Source organism: Sphingobacterium sp. BIGb0116 (assembly GCF_024808035.1).
Lineage (GTDB): Bacteria > Bacteroidota > Bacteroidia > Sphingobacteriales > Sphingobacteriaceae > Sphingobacterium > Sphingobacterium paramultivorum.
Map to the genome: position 1 here is coordinate 455,938 of NZ_JANUDT010000001.1, position 25,156 is coordinate 481,093.

Genomic DNA, 25,156 nt, shown 5'->3' on the forward strand with positions numbered 1-25,156 from the left:
TGCTATAAAATATCTTTCTCAATCTCTCTAGCGATCACCATTTTCTGAATGCTTGAAGTCCCTTCACCTATTGTACATAACTTGGCATCTCTAAAAAACTTCTCGGCAGGATAGTCCTTTGTAAATCCATAACCGCCAAAGATTTGTACAGATTCATTCGAGACACTAACGGCAGCCTCTGACGCATAAAGTTTAGCCATCGCACCAATTTTAGAAACACGATCTCCATGATCCTTTAAATAGCCTGCCTGCCTCGTCAACAGTTCACTGGCTTCCACCTGTGTAGCCATATCTGCAAGTGCAAAAGAAACCGCCTGAAATTCGTAAATCTTTTTCCCAAACTGCTCACGCTCGTGCGCATATTTCAACGCGCACTCGTAAGCTCCGCGTGCAATACCCAAAGAAAGTGCCGCAATAGAAATACGTCCGCCATCCAATAATTTTAAGGCCTGCACAAACCCCTGCCCTTCTTCACCGATGAGTTGATCCCGATGAATCCGACAATTATCAAAAAACAGACAGGCAGTTTCTGAGGCGCGCATCCCCAATTTATTTTCTTTCTTTCCTGCGGTAAATCCAGGTGTACCTTTCTCAACAATAAAAGCTGACATCCCTTTTTTATCTCCCTTAGCCCCCGTCCGCGCAATAACGACAGCAACACTAGAACTGATGGCATGCGTGATAAAATTTTTAGAACCATTTAACACGTAGTGATCACCATCTCTCTCAGCAAATGTCGTCATTCCACCAGCGTCCGAACCAGAACCTGTCTCTGTAAGTCCCCAGGCACCGATCCATTCAGCTGTCGCCAACTTTGGAAGATAACGTTTCTTCTGTTCTTCACTAGCAAAGCTTAATATATGATTTGTACATAACGAATTATGCGCTGCTACGGAAAGTCCAATTGAGCCACACACCTTGGAAATCTCATCCAAAACAGTAATATACTCCTGGTATCCGAGTCCCGATCCACCATATTCTTCTGGAACGATCACACCCATGAAACCGTGTTCGCCTAACTTTTTAAAAACTTCTATTGGAAATATTTGGGCTTCGTCCCATTCCATCACATAAGGTTTGATATGATACTGTGCAAAATCTCGTGCACTTTGTCTGATCATATCCATTTGTTGTTTATTTTCAATAAACATAAGCATGAATATTAAATTTACAATCGGTAATTCAATTCAAATATATCAAAATATTTAGGAATAAAATTGCAAATATTTTAAAATTTTATTTTAAATTTATCTAAAAATAAGAAATTCTTAATTCAACAGCTTTTTAAAACCAAGATTATAAATTATGAAGGAGCTACTCGCATTACTTCGCCAAAAAAGAGAAAATTTAAAACTAGGTGGTGGCATCGATAAAATAAAAAAACTGAAAGAAAAGGGCAAAATGTCAACCTGGGAACGAATAGAATATCTACTGGACCCAGACCGAGAATATCTGGAAATAGGCATGTTTGCCGGCGAAGGAATGTATAAAGAACATGGTGGATGCATAAATGCAGGTTGTGCAGCGGTACTGGGCTATGTAAAATCCAAACTATGTGTCATCGTCTCTAACGATGCAACCGTAAAAGCAGGAGCCTGGTTCCCTATTTCTGCCAAGAAAAATCTACGCGCACAGGAAATTGCCATGGAAAACAATCTTCCAATTATTTATTTGGTAGATTCTGCAGGCGTATTTTTACCGATGCAGGATGAAATATTTCCCGATAAAGAACACTTTGGCCGCATATTCCGTAACAATGCCCGAATGTCTTCCATGGGAATACCTCAAATTGCAGCAATCATGGGAAGTTGCGTGGCAGGTGGCGCTTATCTCCCTATTATGTCCGACTACGCCTTTATCGTCGAAGGAACAGGCTCTGTTTTTTTAGCAGGCCCATACTTGGTCAAATCTGCGATAGGTGAAACCGTAGATGCTGAAACACTCGGCGGAGCTTCTACCCATTCGGAGATATCCGGCGTGACAGACAATAAATTTCCCGACGACCAAAGTTGTTTAGAGGCTATAAAAAATGTTATCGATAAAATCGGTGGAAATCCAAAAGCTAATTTCAACAGAAAGAAAAGCCTTCCTCCAAAAACAGATCCGAGTAAAATAGTAGAGATTCTTCCCGAAGACAGGACAAAACCTTATCGTATGCAGGATATCTTGAATGCAATTGTAGACACAGAGACTTTAGAAGAATACAAACCCGATTATGGAAAAACCATTGTATGCGCCCTCGCACGCGTAGACGGCTGGGCTGTCGGGATTGTTGCCAATCAACGTGAAATTATCAAAGCCAAGAAACCCGGCAACGCAATGGAAATGCAGATGGGCGGGGTCATCTATAGTGATTCAGCAGATAAGGCAGCGCGCTTCATCATGAATTGCAACCAGCAGAACATTCCGCTTGTGTTTTTTCAGGACGTCACTGGATTTATGGTAGGAAGCCGATCAGAACAAGGGGGGATTATCAAAGACGGAGCAAAAATGGTAAATGCAATGGCCAATTCCGTAGTCCCAAAGTTCACTTTTATTGTTGGAAATAGTTATGGCGCAGGAAACTATGCGATGTGTGGAAAAGCGTATGACCCACGACTAATCTACGCTTGGCCTACTGCCCAAATGGCTGTCATGAGTGGTGCCGCTGCGGGCAAGACACTGTTTCAAATCCAAGAATCTGCTTTAAAAGCCAAGGGTCAAGAAATCAATGAAGAAGAAAAAAACAGTCTCCTTAAATCAATCGAAGATCGGTACAACGAGCAACTGAGTCCGTATTACGCTGCTGCAAGATTATGGGTTGATGGAATTATAGCACCTGAAGAAACACGAAAAGTCATCAGCATGGGAATTGAAGCTGCCAACGAAAAGCCTATTCTAGAACGGTATAATGTAGGTGTTATACAGGTCTGAGTGGAGTAAAATTAAATTAGAAAACCCCTCAAACGATTAACTTCGGCATCCGAGGGGTTTACTAATTAGCTATTTTTATAGCATACTATACTTAAGATCTTCTCCAGATTTTACTAATCGCTTCAAAGTCTAACAAGGATTCTCTGTTCCGCATAATATCTAATGACACCGCTTTTTCTACGGGCATCCCAGAAAAAATCTTCTTAATAGGCAGCTCCAGTTTTTTACCGCTTAACGTGTAAGGAATAGCCGCTACTTGAAAAATATCGTCAGGCACATGTCGCGGACTATATTGCTGCCGAAGCTCCCGTTTAATTTCCCCTTTTAACGCATCATTCAATAAACCATTGTCCAATTGAACAAAAAGCAACATATCAGATGATCCATTTTCATGATCTACACAGATAACCAAACTATCCAAGACCCCTTCGGTTCTATTTAAAACATTATAGATCTCTGCAGTACCGATACGTACGCCACCCCGGTTCAGGGTTGCATCTGAACGACCGTACATAATTATTCCATCATGTGCAGTAATCTTGATCCAATCACCATGACTCCAAACACCACTATATTTATCAAAATAACTATCAAAGTATTTTTTATTCGCTAAATCATTCCAAAAATAGATGGGCATACAGGGCATGGGAGCTAAAATAACAAGTTCCCCCACCTCTCCATAAAGATGATGACCGTTCTCATCAAAGGCTTCTATCTTAGCTCCTAGGGTGCGACATTGAATCTCTCCTGCATAAACATCAAGCAATGCACACCCCGAAAGAAAGGCACTACAAACGTCTGTACCACCACTTAGTGAGACAATTTGACTCTTTGGAAACTGTACATTTAGCCATTCAAACACATCTGGTGGAAGTGGTGAACCTGTCGATCCTATTGTTTTCGGCTGATAGTCCATGGATTTTAAATCTTGATCTTGACAGGAGATGAGATAAGCAGCCCCAACGCCAAAATGATCCACCTTGCTTTCCCGAGCAAAGTTCCATAAACTCAATTTATCGGGATAATTCGTAGCCCCATCATATATACACAATGTATTTCCCATTAAAAGGGCCGAAAGCGCGTAATTCCACATCATCCATCCAGTAGTGGAATACCACATGAATCGATCCCCCTCTTGCACATTTTGATGCAGTCCAAGTGCTTTCATATGTTCTAACAACATACCACCAACTCCATGTGTAATGGCTTTAGGCTTGCCAGTAGTTCCCGAAGAATACAAAATCCATATTGGAGCATTAAAAGGCATTGCCGTAAATTGGAGCTCAGCTTGTGTAAGATCCTTTTTCAGAATCTCTTCCCAAATATTGTCATCAATCAAAACACAAGCCAGTAAAGATGGTAGTCGCAGAGAAAGTTGTTTAATACTCTCCGCCTTTTCAAAAAGACGGCCATTATAGTAATAATTGGAATTTGCAAAGAGCACTTTTGGTTCAATCTGCTCAAAACGATCCTGAATACTCGCCTCTCCAAAATCAGGCGAACAACAGGACCAAATAGCGCCGATAGAATTAGCAGCCAAAAATAACGCAACAGCCTCAATGCTATTAATCAATACACCAGCGACGCGATCACCACTTTGTACCCCTAGTTCTTTCAAATAGACCTGAAGTTTGAGAACCATGGATTCCAACTCAGTCCATGACACCTCTCTTTTAGCTTGCTGTTCAGATTGAAAAATTAATGCGGGACGCTTTTCCGTTGTGTTTCGAAATACGTGTTCAGCATAATTCAAGGTAGCCCCCGCAAACCACTTTGTTCCGATAAAGCTTGAGGAATCTGCTGGCGACTCAACAATGGTTGTAAAGTCTGAATGAAACTCTAGATTAAAATAGGTGGCTATACTCTTCCAAAAACTAGCCAGTTCCGTCGTAGACCATGCCCAAAGCTCCTGATAGGATGGAAAGAATAAGCCATGCTCCTTCTCAACATATTGTTTAAACTTATTGATCTCAGATTGAGATTTTTGCTCTTCTGTTGGGCTCCAGAGTAATTTCCCCATAATAGTTAGATATAAAACGGTTATATCCAAACTTAGATAAATTTACTTGTATATGCAATTTTAAATATTTCTGGCGCCCCATAACTGCACACCATATTTTTGGATTAAATACCAATGCTCAATTATAGTACTTCAATAGCGGTATTCATTTCTACCGGATGCCCCGTGCACAACAGTATTCTTCCTTGTTCAACTTCGCGATCTGTTAACACCTCATTATAGTCCATTCTTACTTTCCCCCTTGTACACTGCGAAATACACGTACTACACATACCGGATTTACAGGAATATGGCAACTTAATTTTATGCTCTAGCCCTATATCTAAAATAGATTTATTGTAGGGAACCTCTAGATTATAAGTTTTACCTTGAAAAGATAGTTCGATGGCATAGGTTGTTCTATCGACTTCCTTTTCGGTCTCATCATCATCATCCTCTTCATTTTCGGGCAATAGAAATGTCTCTCGTTTTATCTGATTGGAATCAAACCCCATCCCCAAAAGTGTAAAACGACATAAGTCCATATAAATCACAGGGCCGCAAGTATAAAACAAGGCATCTTCCTTATTTCCAAACAAATGATCGTTAACAATAGCATGTATATAATCTCTATTTAGCCTGGCTTTCATTAAGTATTTACTATTGGAGTAAATCCACACAATAGTTAAGCGATCAGGAAATCGATCTGCCCAGTGCTGCAATTCCGATCGGAACGGTGTTGACTCCAGCATACTATTACTATAAATTAAAACTATTTTGGACTTACTTTCAGCAAGAAGCGCTGTTTTCAGAATAGCATACAAGGGTGTAATGCCAATTCCTGCAGCAAACAAAAATAAGGTCCGAACCTTTTCCGGTTCAGGTTCATATACAAATAAACCCTGAGGTTCCATTGCATTGACGATATCCCCCTCCACAATAGTATGGTGGAGCAGTCGGGATATTTCCCCATTTTCGACACGCTTAACAGTGATACTTAAGGGCTCATTATTATCAGGCGAACTATTAAAAGAATAAGAACGACGTACCTCACGATCACCAAACACAAAAGAAAGTGTAATAAACTGCCCAGCTTTATAGGAAGGATAGTCTCCTGCTATAGACTCAAGCTGAAAAGTAATGTTATTATTAGGTTGGGGGATAATTTTTGAAATCCTTAATGTATACATAAATCAAACTTAGCTAAATTTGACTTTATAAACAATTATAATTCTCTAGCTACCCTGCCCTAAGGCTGCCTTGAAGCGTTCTTAAAAGAATGCAAATTATATGTTACGTAAATACCGTAAACCAAAATTCAAAACAATATATGCCGACTTAAAAGATGAATTTATAACAATTTTGTTGTATTACAATTAACAGACAATTCTCGCACAATATTTGTAAAATTTCACGTTATATTTATATCAAAACTAATCACAATAAGATTATATGCAAACACGCAGAAACTTCCTTCAAAATGCAGCAAAAGCTACACTAGGCATCGCTGTATCTGGATCAATATTACAAGATATTGCTTCCGCGAAAGCTACTGAATTAAATGCCGCTACTTTAAAGTTTTCCCAAGTAAAATTACCTTTCAGTTATGCCGCTTTGGAGCCTAATATTGATGCGTTGACAATGGAAATCCATTATACAAAGCACCATATGGCCTATATTAACGCCGTTAACGAAGCCATTCTTGCTGAAAATATCAAAGAAGCCTCAGAGGAGCAACTTCTAGCAAACATATCTAAGTACTCTCCCAAAGCAAGGAATAACGCTGGTGGAGCTTGGAACCATAACTTTTTTTGGGAAAGCCTGTCCGATAAGCCGAGCCAGCCCTCCGAAAAATTATTGACGATGATCAATAAGACATTTGGTTCTTTAGACAAATTCAAAGAACAATTTGCTGCAGCAGCAACCTCACGATTCGGTTCAGGATGGGCATGGTTGATTTTGGATGACTCAGGCAACTTAAAAATTACCTCTACTCCAAACCAGGACAACCCTTTAATGGATATTGCAGAGGTAAAAGGTATCCCCATTCTAGGTCTTGATGTATGGGAGCATGCGTATTATCTGCACTATCAAAACAAGAGAGCCGATTATATTAAAAATTGGTGGAATGTTGTGAACTGGAAAAAAGTCAATGAAAGATTGGCATAAAAAAAAGCTCGATTATTACTAATCGAGCTTTTTTTTATATCCGTTATAAACAACCTACCCCAACACTTCTTTTAATTTGTTGACCTGAAAATCAACTAATTTTTGAAGTGGTCCAGCAGCGATCATTTTCATCATCATGTTAAGATCAGCATCGATAATAAAAGTCGCCTCTGTTACAGTATCACTAATCGCTTGCAATTCCCAACGAAGAGTAACCTCAAAAGGCGCTTTCTCCAAAGGAACCAACTTAATGATTTGATTTTCGACACGATCTTCTACCTTAAGTGCTAGCTTTGCCATATTCTGTATTGTAAATCGAGCTTCGTCCGTAGTCGAAGACCAATTGTAAATATTTTCCGGCATCAACTGTTCATGATTGTTGAGATCCGACAAAAATGTATACACCTCGCTGACATTTTTGTTGATTTCTGTTTTGTTCTGAATAGTAGTCATAACGATAAATTAATCTTCCTTTATTGAAAATTTTCTCCCCAAGTAGCAGGATTCAATCGCCACTTTTTCAAGATCTCAATATCCTCCTCCAATACATAACTATTTTCAGCAGCGACCTGAATCAAAGCATCATAATTACATAAACTGAAATAAGGGCATTTTGCATCAGAAAAATTATCGGTAGCTTGTTGCAATCCATAAGTAAAAATAGATACCAATCCAACAACATTGCAGCCAGCCTCACGTAATGCCTTTACAGCCACTAAACTACTCTTACCTGTCGAAATTAGATCCTCAATTACAACTACACGTTGACCGCTAACCACTTCTCCTTCAATTAAATTCTGACGACCATGGTCCTTAGCTGAGCTTCTAACATAAGAAAATGGTAGTCCCAAATCCTGTGCTACCAAAACGCCTTGTGGAATACCTGCCGTAGCAACTCCAGAAATCATATCCACTGATCCAAACTCTTCCTGAATAAGCTTAGAAAGCTTTTGACGAATGTATGTACGGATCGATGGATGAGACAAAGTGATACGGTTATCACAGTAAATTGGAGACTTCCAACCCGACGCCCATGTAAAAGGACTTTTAGGTTGCAATTTTATTGCTTTAATTTGCAATAAGGATTCAGCAACTTTTTGTTCAACCTCATTTAAATTATTCATGGCGCAAATTTATAAAATTTATATGAACGAAACCGTGCTAATTTTAGCAGATTTCGTTCCATCAAAAATCAAAAACCCACAAACTATTAGTTTTCAAGAGATTGAGCTCCAAAAACTTTTCAAACAATCTGAAATTGATAAAGTTCCAAAAACGTATCTTTACATCAATAAGGATTTTGAAACTGTATTTCAAAACTTGAAAAACAAAATTAAGCTCATCAAAGCAGCCGGTGGATTGGTTAAAAACGGTGATGGGGATTATCTTTTTATCTACCGACTGGGAAAATGGGACCTTCCTAAGGGCAAAGTGGAAGACAATGAAAAAATGCGGGAAGCAGCAGTACGTGAAGTCGAAGAGGAATGTGGTATCAAAATCAACTATTTGGGAAAGAAAATTACCACATCCTACCATACCTATTTTTTGCGAAATGGAGAATTCGTCCTGAAAGCAACAAACTGGTACGAAATGGGAGTGAATAAAGTCCCTAAATTAATTCCGCAAACCGCAGAAGATATTACAAAAGCGGAATGGCGTCATGTGGACCAATTTGAAGACATCAGGGCCAACACCTACCCCATTATTGAAAATATCATAAAAAAGGCAAAATAAGTTGCCTTTTTGAGGTTCTTCTGACACGAATAAAAAAGATCATACCTATTTTTATGTTATGGAAAATATAACAGGAAAAAGAGCCTTAATTACAGGTGGTGCGCGGGGATTAGGAAAAGCAATTGCTTTCGCATTGGCCAAAGAAGGTGTACATATCGCGATTACCGGAAGAAATGAAGCTGCTTTGAAGGATACGGCTGCGGAACTTGCCGGGCTAGGCACTGAGGTCACTTATGCCGTCTTTGACGTATCAAATTATAGTGCTGTACAACAGGAGATCGAGCGACTGAAAAACACTTTCGGTAGCTTTGATATCTTAATTAACAATGCGGGAGTAGCATCATTTTCCGCTGTGCTCGACATGGACGTTGCCGATTGGACATCGATCATTCATACCAATCTCTTGGGTACATACTTTGTTACAAAAGCTATCCTTCCACAACTGATTGAAAAAAATCAAGGCGATATCATTATGGTATCTTCGACTGCCGGATTAAATGGCGCGGCCACCACTTCCGCTTATAGCGCATCAAAGTTTGGCGTCATCGGCTTCGCCGATTCTTTAATGCGGGAAGTACGGAAAAACAATATTCGGGTATGTACACTTATGCCTAGTACGATTGCTTCCGATATGTCCAAAGAACTTGGACTTACCGATGGCGATCCAGAAAAAGTTCTCCAGCCTGAAGATTTCGCAGAGTTGGTAGTTGCCAATTTAAAACTGCCAAGAAGAGCAATGCTAAAATCAGCATCTTTATGGTCTACAAATCCTTAACAGTTGAACCACGGTTCGCAAGGATTTAAATAAAGGCTTCTGAGAGCCTCTCTTTACAAAACAAAGAATTGATCGAGGCAGGAGCTTTCCTTGCTCCTGCCTTCTATAAACACGCAATTATGAGTCAATTATTTTCATCAGTAAATATTGGAAACCTGCAATTGAAAAATCGTTTGGTCGTATCTCCAATGTGCCAATACTCCGCAAAAGATGGTTTTGCAAATAACTGGCATTTGGTTCATTTGGGCCAATTTGCAATCGGCGGAGCTGCAGCAGTAATACAGGAAGCAACAGCAGTTAGCCCTGACGGTCGAATCAGTGATGGAGACCTTGGTTTATGGGACGACCAGCATATCGAAAAATTAAAAGAAATAACCGAGTTCATTAAAGAAAATGATTCCATACCGGGCATACAACTTGCTCATGCGGGCCGCAAAGCAAGCAGTAATAAACCCTGGGTCGGACGGAATCAATTTTCACCAGCGGATCCAAAGGGTTGGCAAACAGTCGCCCCATCTCCGATCCCTTTCCATTCTGGAGATTATGAACCACAGGAACTTGATGTAGACGCCATTGAAAATCTGATTGAACAATTCGGAACAGCAACGAAAAGAGCCATACAGGCAGGCTATGAAATTATTGAACTCCATGCCGCACATGGATATCTGATCCATCAATTTCTTTCACCACTGAGCAACTTACGGACAGACTCTTTCGGCGGGATCTTTGAAAATAGGATACGTTTTCTTATTGAAATTGTGAAAAGAGTAAAACAAGAAATAACAAGCCAAAGTTTATGGGTACGTATTTCAGCAACAGATTGGGCCGAAGCAGGCTGGGATTTACAGCAGTCTATAGCCTTATCACAACTACTGTATACATTGGGGGTAGATTTAATTGATGTGTCGAGTGGAGGCTTGGTCTCCTATCAAAAAATAGATGTCGGGCCAGCATATCAGCTCCCTTTCGCCATCGCGATTAAGGAACATACCAAGAATAACGTTGCCACAGTAGGTTTAATCAAAACGGCTATCCAAGCGTCCGAGATCATCGCTCAAAAGCAAGCTGATTTAATCTTAATCGCGCGGGGATTTCTTGATGATCCACATCTTCCATTACATTTTGCCAAAGAATTAAACGCTGACATCCCCTGGCCTAAACAATATGAAAGAGCAAAATAAGATGAAACATTGTAAATAGTCTGTATATGACCCATATCCTTAAGGAACAACCTTGTATAACAAACGCAATGAGATAAAATTTAATAATGAAATTAAACCTCAACAAGATACATCATATCGCTATTATCTGTAGTGATTATGAGCGTTCAAAGAAATTCTATACTGACATACTGGGCCTAGAGATTGCTAGAGAATACTATCGTGTGGAACGTGATTCCTACAAACTGGATCTCAAACTCAATGATCATTACATTATAGAACTTTTTTCGTTCCCATCACCGCCTAATCGGCTCAGCTTTCCAGAAGCCGCCGGTTTAAGACATCTTGCATTCGAAGTCGATAATCTCGACCTAGAATTAAATAAGCTCGAAAAAGCAGGTGTATCACACGAAGGGATCAGAATAGACGAGTTAACAAATAAACGCTTTACATTCTTCTTTGATCCTGATCAGGTTCCAATAGAACTATACGAACGTTAAAACAGAAAGCGGCATTGATTAAAATCAATGCCGCTTTCTGTTTTATTAGTGTATCACTAAGTGATTACAATTTACGTTTCACTTCAACTTGTTCGTAAGCTTCGACAATGTCTCCTACTTGAATATCATTGAAACGGTCAATATTTAAACCACATTCATAACCCATTGAAACTTCTTTCACATCGTCTTTGAAGCGTTTCAAAGATGCCAGTTTACCGGTATGAATTACGACACCATCTCTGATTATGCGGATATCATTATTTCTATTGATCTTACCTTCTTTAACCATACATCCGGCAATCGTACCAACTTTAGAAATTTTGAAAGTTTCTCTGATTTCAACCTCAGCAACAATTTTCTCCTCAAATTTCGGAGCCAACATACCCTCCATCGCAGACTTGATTTCATCAATCGCATCATAGATGATCGAATATAAACGTACATCAATTTGCTCGTTCTCTGCCAACTTACGTGCGTTTTGTGTTGGACGTACTTGGAAACCTATGATGATCGCATCGGAAGCAGAAGCTAACAATACATCTGATTCAGAGATCGCACCCACTGATTTATGAATAATATTAACTTGGATCTCGTCAGTAGACAATTTCAATAATGAATCTGATAATGCTTCAATAGAACCGTCCACATCACCTTTAACGATAATATTAAGTTCTTTAAAGTTACCGATGGCCAAACGACGACCGATTTCATCCAAGGTAATATGTTTAGTTGCACGCATACCCTGCTCGCGTTGTAACTGAAGACGTTTGTTGGCTACAGTTCTAGCTTCAGACTCGCTTTCAAGAACATAAAGCTTATCCCCTGCTGTTGGCGCGCCGGCCATACCCAAGATTTGTACTGGAACAGACGGTCCAGCCTCTTTAACACGTTCGCCTCTTTCATTAGTCAAAGCCTTCACCTTACCTGAATGTGATCCCGCTAAAATAGGGTCTCCAACACGTAATGTACCACTTTGTATCAATACCGTTGTCACGATACCACGACCTTTATCCAAAGCTGCTTCAATTACTGAACCAACAGCACGTTTTTTCGGATCAGCTTTTAGATCTAACATCTCAGCTTCCAATAGAACTTTCTCTAATAATAGGTCAACATTTTCTCCCGTTTTTGCTGAAATCTCTTGCGCTTGGAACTTACCACCCCAGTCTTCAACTAAGATATTCATCGCAGAAAGCTGCTCACGGATTCTATCAGGATTTGCTCCCGGTTTATCTACTTTAGTAAATGCAAATACGATTGGCACTCCCGCTGCTTGCGCGTGGTTGATTGCTTCTTTTGTTTGCGGCATGACTGCGTCATCCGCTGCAATAACGATAATAACAATATCCGTCACTTTAGCACCGCGGGCACGCATAGCCGTAAAAGCTTCGTGACCAGGAGTATCCAAGAATGTAATTTTACGGTCATCCTCCAATTTCACCGCGTATGCACCGATATGTTGGGTTATACCACCAGCCTCACCAGAAGTAACGTTCGCCTTACGGATATAATCCAATAAAGATGTTTTACCATGGTCAACGTGTCCCATGACCGTTACAATAGGGGCTCTTGAAACCAAATTCGCTTCGTTATCCGGTTCCTCAAGTTCAGCAGTCTCCTCATCCTCAGGTTTGATAAACTCTACCTGATAACCAAATTCATCCGCTACAATTGTTAAAGTTTCCGCATCTAAACGTTGATTAATTGACACGAACATACCCAAACTCATACAAGTTGCAATAATTTGGGTTACCTGAACGTCCATCAAATTAGCTAATTCGTTTGCTGTTACGAATTCTGTAACACGCAATATTTTCGCCATCATTTCTTGCTCCATTGCAGCTTCTTCTGCATGTTGAGCAACATCATCACGTTTCTGACGTCTCAATTTGGCACGTTGCGCAAATTTACCAGATTTACCTGCACCACTCAAACGAGCAAGTGTTGCCTTGATTTGATCTTGGATTTCCTTTTCAGTAGGCTCTTCCTTATTCTCAACAGGTCTTCCCTTACCTCTATTGTCAAAACGATTACCGTGTTGTGGTCTCGTACCTTGTCCTGGTCTACCTGGGTGTTGGTTGTTACCTCCTTGTCCCGGTCTACCATGCTGTTGGTTGTTGTTTTGCCCTGGACGATTGTTCGGGTTGTTGTTAGGACCATGATTCCCACCTCGGTTACCTCCTTGTTGGTCCCGGTTGTTGGGGTTGTTGCCATCACGCGGCCCACGGTGTTGGTTATTATGACCTTGACCTTGCCCCGCATTTGGGTTTACTGGACCATTTGGATTCGTACGCTTACGCTTACGTTTCTCATTATTATTTCCAGCATTTGAAGATGAAGCCACTGGTTTGTGGGAAGGTCTAGCAGATGGTAATTCAATCTTACCAATGACTTTAGGACCTGTCAATCTTTCTGCGCGAGCAGAAATAATTTCATCTCCTTGTTTTTTCACAGGCTCCACTATTGGAGTTACTGGTACAGCTTTCGGCGCTGTTTCTTCTTTTTTCTTGTCTTCTACCTTCACAGGTTCAGTTTTTGTCTCTACAACCGGAGTTGCTTTTACTTCAGTTTTATTTACTTCGGGTTTTTCTATTTCAGCTTTTGGCACGACAACTTCCGGCTTCTTCTCAATAACCTTTGGTTCTTCTTTTTTCGCTTCAACAATAGGCGCTTTGACTTCGGCTTCTTTCTTTTCTTCCACCTTAGCTTCAGCTTTAACCTCTACAGGTGTTTCTTTGACGGTTTTTGGTTCCTCCTTAAAAGGTTCTTCCTTCTTGACCTTACTTCCGCCTCTATTCAATGCGTCCAGATCAATCTTACCAACCACCTTCATACCACCTTGATGAACAGGCTCCTCTACTTTTGTAGGAGTAGTTTCCTTAACAGAAGGGATTTCTACCGTATTCTTGACCAAGATTTCCTTGGATTCGTCATGATCTTCGAAATCCTCATTCTTAGATGATTCCTTAGGAGAAGTGGACGGCGACTCCTCACGACGAATTTTGCCAATCACAATTTGTTTAGCTTCATCTTTCAGTGATTTGTCTCCCTGAAACTCTTTTAACAGCACACCATACATCTCTCCGCTCAATTTAGTGTTAGGCTTTGCTTCTACATCATATCCTTTTTTCACTAAACATTCCACGGCGGTATGTATCCCGATGTTGAGTTCCTTTGCTGCTTTAAGCAAGTTTGTTCCTTTTCCTTCAGTCATCTATAATATAAACTATTTTAATATAATTACAAAAATATGTTTTTTTCCATCCATAAACAATTTATTCCGAATGTTAGATAGAAAAAAATTAACGAGCTGAATTTTATTCAAATTCAGCTTGTAAAATACGTACAATCTCACGAACAGTATCTTCTTCCAAATCGGTACGTCTAACCAGCTCTTCTTCGCTAAGAGACAACACCGACTTCGCTGAATCCAAACCAACACGTTTCAATTCATCAATAACCCAGCTTTCAATCTCATCGCTGAATTCTTCGATATCAACGTCTTCATCAAACTCGTCATTTTCGCGATAAACATCAATTTCATAACCAGTCAATTTACCAGCCAATTTGATATTGTGTCCTCCACGACCAATTGCTAAAGAAACTTGATCCGATTTTAAATATACAGCCGCAGTCTTATTTTCTTCATCGATTTTGATTGAGCTAATCCTTGCTGGACTCAAAGCACGAGCGATATACAATGAATGATTTGTTGTAAAATTAATTACGTCAATATTCTCATTACGCAGTTCACGAACGATACCATGAATACGGGATCCCTTCATACCAACACAAGCTCCTACAGGATCAATACGATCATCATAAGACTCAACAGCAACCTTCGCTCTTTCTCCTGGTTCACGAACGATTTTCTTGATCGTAATCAAACCATCAAAAATTTCAGGAACCTCAAGTTCAAATAAACGTTGTAAGAACGCAGGTGCCGTACGTGAAATGATAATCTTTGGATTATTATTCATCATATCCACTTTATGCACAACTGCGCGAATGCCATCTCCCTTTTTGAAATAGTCAGCCGGAATTTGTTCTGATTTAGGAAGAATTAATTCATTACCGTCCTCATCCAATACCAAGATTTCCTTTTTCCAAATCTGATAAACCTCACCAATGACCAACTCTCCTTCTCTATCTTTATATTTCTTAAAGACTTCGTCTTTTTCCAATTCCAAAACCTTAGATACAAGCGTCTGACGTGCAGCTAAAATTGCACGACGGCCAAAGCTTTCCAATGTGATCTGTTCAATAAAATCATCGCCTACTTCCAAATCTTCATCATGCTTTCTAGCTTCTGCCAATTCGATTTCAAGATCATCATCCTCTGAAAACTCATCTTCAACAACGACACGCGTCCTCCAAATCTCCAAATCTCCGTTATCTGGATTCACGATAACATCCACATTTTCATCCGTACCAAAACGACGACGGATCATACTACGAAAAACCTCTTCCAATACTGTAATAACAGTAGGTCTATCGATATTCTTAAACTCCTTAAACTCTTGAAAAGAGTCTATCAGATTGATGTTGCTGTTACTCATTATTATTAAAATGAAATTACCACTTTTGTTGCTTTTATTTGATCAAAAGGAAGTTCTTTTTCTACCTCTTGCGCTTTTTTACCTTTTTCTTTTATCTTCTGAAGAACATTGATCTTCATCTCGTCTACGGCCAATAATGTACCTTCAACTTTTGTATTATCGTTCAACTTCACCTGAACTGTACGACCTAAATTCTTTTGATATTGTCGAATATTAACAAAATTAGCATCAATACCTGGAGATGAAACCTCTAAACGGTAAGCGTCATCAATTACATTTTCCTCCTCCAGGTGGAAACCGACATGACGGCTCACCTGTGCACAATCATCAATATTTACACCATTATCTCCGTCCAAAAGAATCTCAAGAATTTTATTTGGGCGCATCTTCACACTGACGATAAACAAATCCTCGCGATCTGCAATTTTTTCCGCGATGAGTTCAATAACTCTCTTTTCTATATGCTGCATTGTTCTGTTTCTAGAAATGCTAAATTAATTGAATTAAAAAAAGGGGGCAATACGAGCCCCCTTCCTTTCAGATATGCAAATATAGCATTTTATAAAATAAAAAACAAAATTAGATAGATTGTTTTTATATTCAATACCCCTACATTCCCTATAAAAACAAGCTATCGATCGCTCCTCGGTCATAGAAATTCTCTTCACAGCGCAACTATATCATAAAAATACGCAGATAATTCCCCGCTATTTCGAACTATCTACCACCGCATTAATTGTTTTCTGCATCTGCGCCATCATGCTCGTCAATGTTTCCATTGTTGGCTCTGGCGTAGGCTCTGGCAGTTGTGTACTGATAAAAGCCCTCGCCTTCCACACCTCAAGAATATCGGCAGTCTCCACCCAATAAGGCTCATATGTCTTATTATCAGAAACAAGTTTCAAACCTTTATCTTCTTTAAATTTAAAAGCAATACGTTTATACACCACGCCATCTTCCTTAGACAACACAACATAGGTACTCCCAGGTTTAATATCATGCCAATTTTCCACGTATTCGGCCACAATAATAGAACCAGAAGGCAAAGGCAACATCGAATCCCCCTTTATTTCAAAAGCGCGAAATGTACCCTGACCAAACATAGGCAGCGAAAACTTAGGCAACTCAGCAACATATTCTGGATCACCATACCCATTTAAATAGCCGGCGCTAGCCTTAACCGGAACAAGTTCGATATTTTCACGATCATCTGCATCCACAGTCACACTAAGCACCCTTAAATTTGAGGCATTGCTTTTGGGAACCGGCTTCCATTTATCATCAATAACATCGTTTGCCAACTCATCCATAGTCAAACCATAGAATTCGGCAATCTTCTTTAATAACTCATATTTGGGCTCTGCTCGATCTTCCTCGTACGCGCCGACAGACGCACGCTTAATTTCCATAAGATCAGCAAATTGTTGCTGTGTGATTTTCTTTCCTTTTCGAAGGAACTTCAGATTGGACGAAATATTTGACATATTATTTTTTCAAAAAAATATTTTGCAAAAACTAATTTTATTAGTAATATTGTGCCAATAAAATTAGTAAATATATTTTAAACGTCCAAATAATTTAGCATTATGAACAATTTTATTGTATATATATCAACTGACAACAATCGTAAACACTTTAAAATCGGCCTCAGTTCCAATATCTTTAGTACAGTAATGGAATTACAGCAATCCAATAGTTTTATTTTCAACCAAGGACCTAGTTTAAATCGAATAATCTACACAGAATCTTTCACAAATCCGGAGACGGCCAATAAGAGAATAAGCGAACTGCAACATTTTACGACCATGCAAGTCGAACGGCTCATTCGTAAATACAACCCTAACTGGAATAATCTTTTTCCACAGCAACACCAAGCGTTCAACAAGAGAGATTCCAACCACGCAGCCTAACATAAAAAAAGCCACCTTAGTTAAACTAGGCGGCCATCTTTATTTTTTAGATAGAATCCTCTTTAAGTAGTATCAGTTTTGACTACCGACCTCCTCCAACGAGGATGACCCTTCGCTACTCGTTCCACTATCAGCACCTTCAGTATGATTACGCTCAACAGGATGCTCCGCTCCCTCTTCCTCTGGTCCAATAAATCCTTCATCAACGGGCTCTTCCACTTGTGTAGAATCACTCTGATCTGGCTCTGGATCACTATAACGCGGAGTTTCGCATTTGTAAGATTTCGTAATTTCAACAGTAGGACTAGGAAACTTACCTTGGGTATACCCCAACTGTTTATCTTTATAAACAGACTCCATATACACACCAAATATTGGCAATGCTGTACGAGAACCTTCTCCAGAATGGGAATTTTTAAAGTGAATACTCCGTTCGTCGCAGCCAACCCAAACACCTGTAACCAAATCTTTAGTTACCCCCATATACCAACCATCTACATATTCGGAAGAAGTACCTGTCTTTCCGCCGATTTCATTTTCCTTATCAAATAAATCCCATTCCCACAATCCCTGAGATGTACCTCCAGGTTCTTCCATACCACCACGCAACATATACGTCATCAACCAGGCATCTTGCTTATCCACCACTTGTTTACGCTCCGCCTGAAAAGTAGCAATAACATTACCATCATGATCTTCGATCTTAGACACCAATAAAGGAGTGACACGCTCACCGTGATTCATCATCGTTGAGTACCCATTCACCATTTCAAAAACAGAAACATCATTAGGTCCTAACCCTACAGAGGCAACCGGATTTAATTTACTCGTGATACCACAACGATGGGCTGCATCAACAACTTTCGCAGGCGTAACCATATCAGTCAATTGTACTGTAACGGAATTAATAGAACGCGCCATTGCATGACGCAGAGACATTTCTCGATAAGAAAAATTCCAGTCTGCATTTTTGGGTTCCCATATCTCCACGGAATCCCCTTTATCAATCTTGATCGTAACAGGCTTGTCGGTAATCTTATCACATGGAGACATCCCTGACTCCAATGCAGCCAAGTATACAAAAGGCTTAAATGTGGATCCCGCTTGTCGCTTCGCTTGCATCACGTGATCATACTTAAAATATTGATGGTTTATTCCACCCACCCAAGCTTTAATTTCACCCGAATATGGATCCATGGACATCATCCCCGCATTTAGCATCATGGCATAATATTTCAAAGAATCCATTGTAGACATATCCTTTTCGATCCTACTGCCATCCTTCCAATTATAGACTTCGATCTTCTTCTTTTTATTCAAGAAGTAACTGATGCTATCAGGAGTATTTGCATATTTCTTACTCAAAAAAGCATAATAAGGAGTTTTCTTAGCTAGATTATCCAAAAAATTAGGAATAACTTTACCTGACAGATCGCGCCAAGGCTCTTGTCCTTCCCAGGTATTATTTAAACGTTGCTGTAATTCCAACATTTGTTTTGCTACAGCTTCTTCAGCATGCTTTTGAAGTTTAGAATTTATAGTGGTATAAATTTTCAAGCCATCTGTATAGATATCATAATTATTATCTTCAGCCCACTTTTCCAACCACTTAGCTACCGCAGCACGTAAATAAGAATCCCCGCCAGCATTAAGGTCTTGACTATTCGTATTCAAAACAATCTTCTCTTTTACAAGGTTATCATATTCCTCTTTTTTCAAAAAACCACCTTTATACATTTGACTTAAAACGGTGTTTTTTCTGACAAATGCATTTTCAGGATTGCGAATGGGATTATATAAAGTAGTACCTTTTAACATGCCGATCAAAACAGCAGCCTCATTTTGATTCAATTGATTGGCTCCTTTGGAAAAATAGCGTTTTGCAGCAGTCTCAATCCCATAAGCATTATTACTGAAGGATACTGTATTTAAATACATTTCCAATATCTGATTTTTAGAATAGCGTTGCTCCAATTTATAAGCCGTCATCCACTCCTTAAACTTCGTTACCACCAGGCCTGCAACAGGAAGACGTGTCAACAAACCACCCGCCTTATTATAACGCGTACGATAAAGATTTTTAGCTAACTGTTGCGTAATTGTACTCGCGCCACGCTTATCCCCTTTTAAAGTAGAGATAATACCTGACCCTAAACCAAAAAAATCAACACCATTATGACTATAAAAACGTACATCCTCAGTTGCTATCAACGCACTTGTAACCGATTTAGGAATGCTATCAAATGGAATTGGATTTCTATCCTCGTCGAAATATCGCCCAATTAAAACACTGTCTGCCGTATATAATTCCGTAGAAATATTAACGCTAGGCATAACAATATCCTTTTTTGTCGGGGAATAACCAAAGAGCCATAAAAAATTTAATTGTATAGCACAAATCAATATAATGATAAAATATATTGCTATAAGGAGATAACGAAGAATCCTATTCTTAATACGTTTAAACATAAATGGAAATTTATCTTATATTCAACACATCCGACCAGCAAAAGGTTTTACGCCCGCCCAATATGCCTTTTTATCTATTTTCAGGGGCTAAATATACAACTAAATAAATCGCTGTAATCAACTATTTACATTTTTTAACAATAAAAACCACCCGTCAAACAACTATAAAATGCAACAGAATTCCAAAGGGTCGATTTTGGAAATAACAACAACAATTCAATAGTAAAATAGCCGTCCGGAGAAAACAGACCCAATCTCATCTTTGTTTATAATTTTTGGCACCCCGTTCCACAAATATTATACCCATTTTTTATTTATTATCGATTTTATTTTAAAATAATAATGATATTTGTTTAAATTTAGATGTAAAAAAGTCAACTATTAGCATGTTAAAACAAACATTACAACAAAAGCTATTGCAGAAATTGTCTCCGCAACAAATACAATTTATAAAATTGTTGCAGGTTCCGACGGTTTCATTAGATGCTCGAATCAAGGAAGAATTAGAAGAAAACCCTGCGTTAGAAGATGGTAGCTTGACTAATATGACCGACCCTATAGAAGAATACCCCGATAAAGATCCAGACGATAATTTTGATAATGAAGATGGGTTCGATTCAGAAGACTTTAGTTTAGAAGACTATATCCAGGAAGATGATTTCAAAGATTACGGCAACGGCTATGATTATGGAGACGACGATGACGACCGCAAAGAAATGCCTGTTGCGATTCAACACTCCTTTTATGAGCAGCTGCAACAACAGTTGGACCTCTTGGCATTAGATGACAAGCACTTTTTAGTTGGCCAACAAATCATTGGTAGTCTAGATGACGACGGCTATTTACGCCGTCCAATTATCAATCTTGTAGACGACCTAGCTTTTGGTCAAAATGTAATGACTGATGAGCAGGAAGTTCTAGACATGCTAAAAGTAATTCAAGATTTTGAGCCTGCGGGAATTGGAGCCCGTGATTTGCAAGAGTGCTTGTTGATCCAGTTACAAAAAAAAGATACACAAAATCCAACCATCAAACTTGCGATTAAAGTCGTATCGAATTACCTTGAGGAGTTCACCAAAAAGCATTATGATAAATTAGAAAAATCTTTAGGCGTTTCATCTGAGGATCTAAAAAATGTAGTCAATGAGATTCTAAAACTTAACCCAAAACCAGGAGACTCCGGCGCGGTTGCAGGCAAACAACTTCATATTATCCCGGATTTTCATATCAGCAATAATGATGGCATACTACATTTAACTTTAAATGGCCGAAATGCCCCTGAGCTCCGCATAAGTCGTGATTACCAACACATGTTTGAGCATTACGAGAAATCGGATCAAAAGGATAAAAAAATGAAAGAGGCTGTGCAATTCGTCAAACAAAAACTTGACTCCGCCAAATGGTTTATTGATGCAATAAAACAGCGTCAACAAACCTTATTAAAAACAATGAATGCAATCATGGAATACCAATATGATTATTTCCTTACTGGTGATGATCGTAAGTTAAAACCAATGATATTGAAAGACATCGCCGACAAAATCGATATGGATATATCAACTGTGTCGCGGGTAGCAAATTCGAAATACGTACAGACAGAATTTGGAACATTTCTCTTAAAATCATTTTTCTCTGAGGCTATCCAAACGGATTCCGGTGAAGAAGTATCCAATAAAGAGGTTAAGAAAATATTGGAGGAGTGCATCGCAAAAGAAAATAAACGGAAACCCTTGGCTGACGAGAAATTAACTGAGATCCTAAAAGAAAAAGGCTACAATATTGCGCGGCGAACGGTGGCAAAATATCGGGAAGCATTGAATATTCCTGTAGCAAGATTACGAAAAGAGCTCTAAGAGCTCTTTTTGTTTTTCCCACAGACCAAATCCAAGTTAAGAATAGTATCTTTGTGCTGTATTAAAATAAGCATTAAAGAATGAGCAAAGTAAAAGTTGGAGTTGTACAGATGAGCTGTACCGCAAGCAAACAAGAGAATCTCGAAAAAGCTATCGCTAAAGTAAAAGAAGCCGCTGCAAAAGGTGCGCAAATTGTGTGTCTGCAAGAACTATTTACCTCTTTATATTTCTGCGATGTAGAAGATTATGACAATTTCGCACTGGCTGAATCCATTCCCGGCCCATCGACGGACGCGCTATCGGCTGTTGCTAAAGAAGCAGGTGTCGTAATTATCGCTTCATTATTTGAAAAAAGAGCAGAAGGATTGTACCATAATACGACCGCTGTATTAGATGCAGATGGTTCCTATTTAGGGAAATATCGTAAAATGCATATTCCAGATGACCCTGCATTTTATGAAAAATTCTATTTTACACCAGGAGATTTAGGCTACAAAGTATTCAAAACAAAATTTGGAAGAATAGGCATTTTAATTTGCTGGGATCAATGGTACCCTGAAGCATCTCGAATTACCGCATTGATGGGTGCCGAAATCTTATTCTACCCTACAGCTATCGGATGGGCAACAGATCAAGATGAAGAAACCAACAAAGATCAATACAATGCGTGGCAAACAATACAACGCTCCCATGCCGTTGCAAATGGCGTTCCTGTTGTATCCGTTAACCGTGTAGGATTTGAACAAAATGGTGCAATGAAATTCTGGGGTGGAAGCTTCGTAACGAACGGACAGGGCAAATTGCTTTACCTTGCCTCACATGACAAAGAAGAAATTGAGGTCGTCGAATTGGACTTAAATGAATCGGACTATTTCAGAAAACATTGGCCATTTTTGAGAGACCGAAGAATCGAAACATACGCACCGATCACCAAACGTTTTATTGACGAAGACTAATATTGGATATTCTAGCCATTTCAGTTTCGAACGCACACAACTGTGCTGAAACGAACTGAAATGGCTTTTTTTAATCCCATTAAAATAAGTATGGAACAAAAAAAGACATTCACACAGGACTATTTTGACAATTCCCCAAAACAACAGGGCTTCTCATTTCCCGCAGAATGGGCAAAGCAAGAAGCCTTATGGTTGAGCTGGCCACATAAAGAGGAATCCTGGCCTGGGAAGATTGAAACAATATACAAACCCTATTGCGAATTTATTAAAGTCGTAGCAGCAGGGCAAAAAGTAAGGATTAACGTCGCTAATGAGGAAATGCAAAATTTTGCTATTACCGCGCTCAAAGAAGTGACAACAGATTTTAGCAATATCGAATTCTATTTTAATCCGACTAACGATGCTTGGTGTAGAGACCACGGTCCCGCTTTTATTATTAACCAGGCAACAAATCAAAAAGCAGTTGTCGACTGGGGTTATAACGCCTGGGGTGGAAAATACCCTCCTTTCGACTTGGATGACGTCGTTCCGACGCGTATTGCCAAAGAATTTAACCTTCCTTTATTTACCCCTGATATCGTCATGGAGGGCGGTTCAGTCGAGTTTAATGGCGCAGGAACAATCATGACAACAACCGCTTGTCTATTGAATAAAAACCGAAATCCACACCTGACAAAAGAACAAATAGAAACCTATTTGAAAGAATTTTACGGTCAGGAACAGGTTTTATGGCTTGGAGACGGTATCGTTGGAGACGATACAGATGGACACATTGATGATATTACACGTTTCATTAACGAAAACACCGTTTTAACGGTTGTAGAGGAAGATCCAACAGATGAGAACTATGAGATACTTCAAGAAAATCTAGCAACACTTCGTTCATTTAGACTTTTAAATGGAGAGCCACTGCATATCATTGAGCTCCCAATGCCAGCACCGGTCATCTATGACGAAACAAGATTACCTGCTTCTTATGCTAATTTCTACATTGCAAACGATGTTGTTGTTGTACCGATCTTCAACGATAAAAATGACCAAAGAGCACTGGATATCATCCAAGGCTGTTTCCCTACACGTAAAGTCATAGGAATAAATTCCGTCGACATTATTTGGGGGCTGGGAAGTTTCCACTGTTTAAGCCAGCAAGAGCCGGCGCTGAGCTAAAAAAAGCTATCCATAAAAAAATGTCCCCAAATAGTTAAAAACTCTTTTGGGGACATTTTTTATGATAAAAATAAGCAGCTCAGCTTTGAGTTTTAGTTAAGCCGTGTTAAACAACAATAACATTTACCCCGGCTTTTTCTAACGATTCCACAAAGCTTGTATTTACTTTGTCGTCGGTAATTAATATATCAATTTTATCAAAACCACAAATCCGCCCGAAGCTTCGCCGTCCGAATTTAGACGAATCTGCTAATACGACAACCTTTTGAGCCGTATCGATCATAATGCGATTTAATTGTGCCTCCTGGGCACTCGAAGTTGATACACCGTATTCCAGATCAATGCCATCGACTCCCAAAAACAATTTACTACAGTAAAAATCATGCAATAAATTTTCTGCATACTTTCCCGTTACGGATGTCGAGGTCTTACGAAGCGTCCCCCCCATCTGCATGATTTCAACCGAAGGATATTTGATCAATTCCATCGCAACATTCAATGCCGAAGTTACTACAGTGATATTTCCTTTAGGAATGATCTGCTTCGCTAGCGACTGCATGGTCGTTCCTGAAGCTATAATGATTGAATCATTTTCCTCAATCATTTCAGCCGCTTTTTTTCCGATCCGGCTTTTATCATCCGAACGAAGCTTCTCTTTTTCAAATACTGTACGGTCAGTCGTATAAGGATTATATTGTGTTGCCCCGCCATGCGTTCTAAACAACAATCCACTATCTTCCAACAAGGTCAAATCTTTCCGAATGGTTACAGAGGAAACGCCCAATTCCTCACATAGATCAATTACCTGAACTACGCCGACCTCCTTTAATTGTTTTAAGATATATTGATGTCTTTCTACATTTGTCATGGCTCTATTTATAATAAGCTGTTAAAATACTAAATCTATTATCGGTTTGTTTAAAGGAATATGTCGATATCTTGAAAAAATCCATCGATATCAATAAATTTCAACAAATATGACTTTCTACTTA

21 protein-coding genes are annotated in these 25,156 nt (G+C 39.2%); 10 read left to right on the forward strand and 11 right to left on the reverse strand.

What is annotated here, in order from left to right; genetic code table 11:
- Window positions 1-2: 2 nt before the first annotated feature.
- The gene (locus M2419_RS02150; RefSeq protein ID WP_070567729.1) at window positions 3-1,151 is read right to left on the reverse strand and encodes an acyl-CoA dehydrogenase family protein; all 1,149 of its coding nucleotides are present in this window, start codon (window positions 1,149-1,151) and stop codon (window positions 3-5) included.
- Window positions 1,152-1,305: 154 nt separating this feature from the next.
- On the opposite strand from M2419_RS02150, the gene M2419_RS02155 reads away from it, so the two are divergent.
- Window positions 1,306-2,913 (forward strand): acyl-CoA carboxylase subunit beta, encoded by a 1,608-nt coding sequence (locus M2419_RS02155; protein ID WP_259254144.1) that lies wholly within the window; start codon window positions 1,306-1,308, stop codon window positions 2,911-2,913.
- Window positions 2,914-3,004: 91 nt separating this feature from the next.
- Here M2419_RS02155 and M2419_RS02160 read toward each other — a convergent pair whose 3' ends face one another.
- The gene (locus M2419_RS02160) at window positions 3,005-4,933 is read right to left on the reverse strand and encodes an acetoacetate--CoA ligase (protein ID WP_259254145.1); all 1,929 of its coding nucleotides are present in this window, start codon (window positions 4,931-4,933) and stop codon (window positions 3,005-3,007) included.
- Between the two features lie 122 nt (window positions 4,934-5,055).
- Entirely contained in the window at window positions 5,056-6,102 is a 1,047-nt protein-coding gene (locus M2419_RS02165; RefSeq protein ID WP_259254146.1) for a ferredoxin--NADP reductase, read from the reverse strand.
- A 262-nt stretch (window positions 6,103-6,364) separates the two neighbouring features.
- Between M2419_RS02165 and M2419_RS02170 the strand changes: the two genes are divergently transcribed.
- Window positions 6,365-7,081, forward strand: a complete 717-nt coding sequence (locus tag M2419_RS02170; protein ID WP_153848254.1) for a superoxide dismutase — start codon at window positions 6,365-6,367, stop codon at window positions 7,079-7,081.
- A 54-nt stretch (window positions 7,082-7,135) separates the two neighbouring features.
- On the opposite strand, the gene M2419_RS02175 is transcribed toward M2419_RS02170, so the two are convergent.
- Window positions 7,136-7,534, reverse strand: a complete 399-nt coding sequence (locus tag M2419_RS02175) for an SRPBCC family protein (RefSeq protein WP_153848253.1) — start codon at window positions 7,532-7,534, stop codon at window positions 7,136-7,138.
- Between the two features lie 20 nt (window positions 7,535-7,554).
- Window positions 7,555-8,205, reverse strand: a complete 651-nt coding sequence (pyrE, locus tag M2419_RS02180; protein WP_153848252.1) for an orotate phosphoribosyltransferase — start codon at window positions 8,203-8,205, stop codon at window positions 7,555-7,557.
- A 22-nt stretch (window positions 8,206-8,227) separates the two neighbouring features.
- Between pyrE and M2419_RS02185 the strand changes: the two genes are divergently transcribed.
- The 4 genes from M2419_RS02185 to M2419_RS02200 all read left to right on the forward strand — a co-directional run bounded on the left by M2419_RS02185 (window position 8,228) and on the right by M2419_RS02200 (window position 11,250).
- Window positions 8,228-8,815, forward strand: a complete 588-nt coding sequence (locus M2419_RS02185; protein WP_227550340.1) for an NUDIX domain-containing protein — start codon at window positions 8,228-8,230, stop codon at window positions 8,813-8,815.
- Between the two features lie 58 nt (window positions 8,816-8,873).
- Window positions 8,874-9,590, forward strand: a complete 717-nt coding sequence (locus tag M2419_RS02190) for a 3-ketoacyl-ACP reductase (protein ID WP_153848250.1) — start codon at window positions 8,874-8,876, stop codon at window positions 9,588-9,590.
- Between the two features lie 119 nt (window positions 9,591-9,709).
- On the forward strand, window positions 9,710-10,771 hold the full coding sequence (locus tag M2419_RS02195) for an NADH:flavin oxidoreductase/NADH oxidase (RefSeq protein ID WP_153848249.1): 1,062 nt from the start codon (window positions 9,710-9,712) through the stop codon (window positions 10,769-10,771).
- An 86-nt stretch (window positions 10,772-10,857) separates the two neighbouring features.
- Window positions 10,858-11,250 (forward strand): VOC family protein, encoded by a 393-nt coding sequence (locus tag M2419_RS02200; protein ID WP_120332627.1) that lies wholly within the window; start codon window positions 10,858-10,860, stop codon window positions 11,248-11,250.
- Between the two features lie 64 nt (window positions 11,251-11,314).
- Here the strand turns inward: M2419_RS02200 and infB are convergent, their stop codons facing one another.
- From infB to M2419_RS02220, 4 genes are all read right to left on the reverse strand, one after another.
- On the reverse strand, window positions 11,315-14,464 hold the full coding sequence (gene infB / locus M2419_RS02205; protein WP_182331227.1) for a translation initiation factor IF-2: 3,150 nt from the start codon (window positions 14,462-14,464) through the stop codon (window positions 11,315-11,317).
- 103 nt (window positions 14,465-14,567) lie between these two features.
- Window positions 14,568-15,809 (reverse strand): transcription termination factor NusA, encoded by a 1,242-nt coding sequence (gene nusA / locus M2419_RS02210; RefSeq protein WP_070567754.1) that lies wholly within the window; start codon window positions 15,807-15,809, stop codon window positions 14,568-14,570.
- A 5-nt stretch (window positions 15,810-15,814) separates the two neighbouring features.
- Window positions 15,815-16,279, reverse strand: coding sequence for a ribosome assembly cofactor RimP (gene rimP, locus M2419_RS02215; RefSeq protein WP_153848247.1), 465 nt, complete (start codon window positions 16,277-16,279; stop codon window positions 15,815-15,817).
- Window positions 16,280-16,516: 237 nt separating this feature from the next.
- Window positions 16,517-17,293 carry a LexA family transcriptional regulator gene (locus M2419_RS02220; RefSeq protein ID WP_259254149.1) on the reverse strand — a complete coding sequence of 259 codons (777 nt, stop codon included), beginning with the start codon at window positions 17,291-17,293 and terminating at the stop codon, window positions 16,517-16,519.
- Window positions 17,294-17,395: 102 nt separating this feature from the next.
- On the opposite strand from M2419_RS02220, the gene M2419_RS02225 reads away from it, so the two are divergent.
- On the forward strand, window positions 17,396-17,719 hold the full coding sequence (locus tag M2419_RS02225) for a GIY-YIG nuclease family protein (protein WP_153848698.1): 324 nt from the start codon (window positions 17,396-17,398) through the stop codon (window positions 17,717-17,719).
- Between the two features lie 72 nt (window positions 17,720-17,791).
- On the opposite strand, the gene M2419_RS02230 is transcribed toward M2419_RS02225, so the two are convergent.
- On the reverse strand, window positions 17,792-20,053 hold the full coding sequence (locus M2419_RS02230; protein WP_310440835.1) for a transglycosylase domain-containing protein: 2,262 nt from the start codon (window positions 20,051-20,053) through the stop codon (window positions 17,792-17,794).
- Between the two features lie 521 nt (window positions 20,054-20,574).
- On the opposite strand from M2419_RS02230, the gene rpoN reads away from it, so the two are divergent.
- The 3 genes from rpoN to M2419_RS02245 all read left to right on the forward strand — a co-directional run bounded on the left by rpoN (window position 20,575) and on the right by M2419_RS02245 (window position 24,164).
- Window positions 20,575-22,041 (forward strand): RNA polymerase factor sigma-54, encoded by a 1,467-nt coding sequence (gene rpoN, locus M2419_RS02235; protein ID WP_153848700.1) that lies wholly within the window; start codon window positions 20,575-20,577, stop codon window positions 22,039-22,041.
- Between the two features lie 80 nt (window positions 22,042-22,121).
- A complete protein-coding gene (locus M2419_RS02240; RefSeq protein ID WP_075993381.1) occupies window positions 22,122-22,997 on the forward strand; it encodes a carbon-nitrogen hydrolase in 876 nt (291 codons plus the stop codon).
- A gap of 90 nt (window positions 22,998-23,087) precedes the next feature.
- Window positions 23,088-24,164: an agmatine/peptidylarginine deiminase gene (locus tag M2419_RS02245; RefSeq protein ID WP_182331225.1), complete on the forward strand. Its 1,077-nt coding sequence runs from the start codon at window positions 23,088-23,090 to the stop codon at window positions 24,162-24,164.
- 106 nt (window positions 24,165-24,270) lie between these two features.
- Here the strand turns inward: M2419_RS02245 and agaR are convergent, their stop codons facing one another.
- Entirely contained in the window at window positions 24,271-25,032 is a 762-nt protein-coding gene (gene agaR / locus M2419_RS02250) for a transcriptional repressor AgaR (protein WP_153848702.1), read from the reverse strand.
- Window positions 25,033-25,156 lie beyond the last annotated feature (124 nt).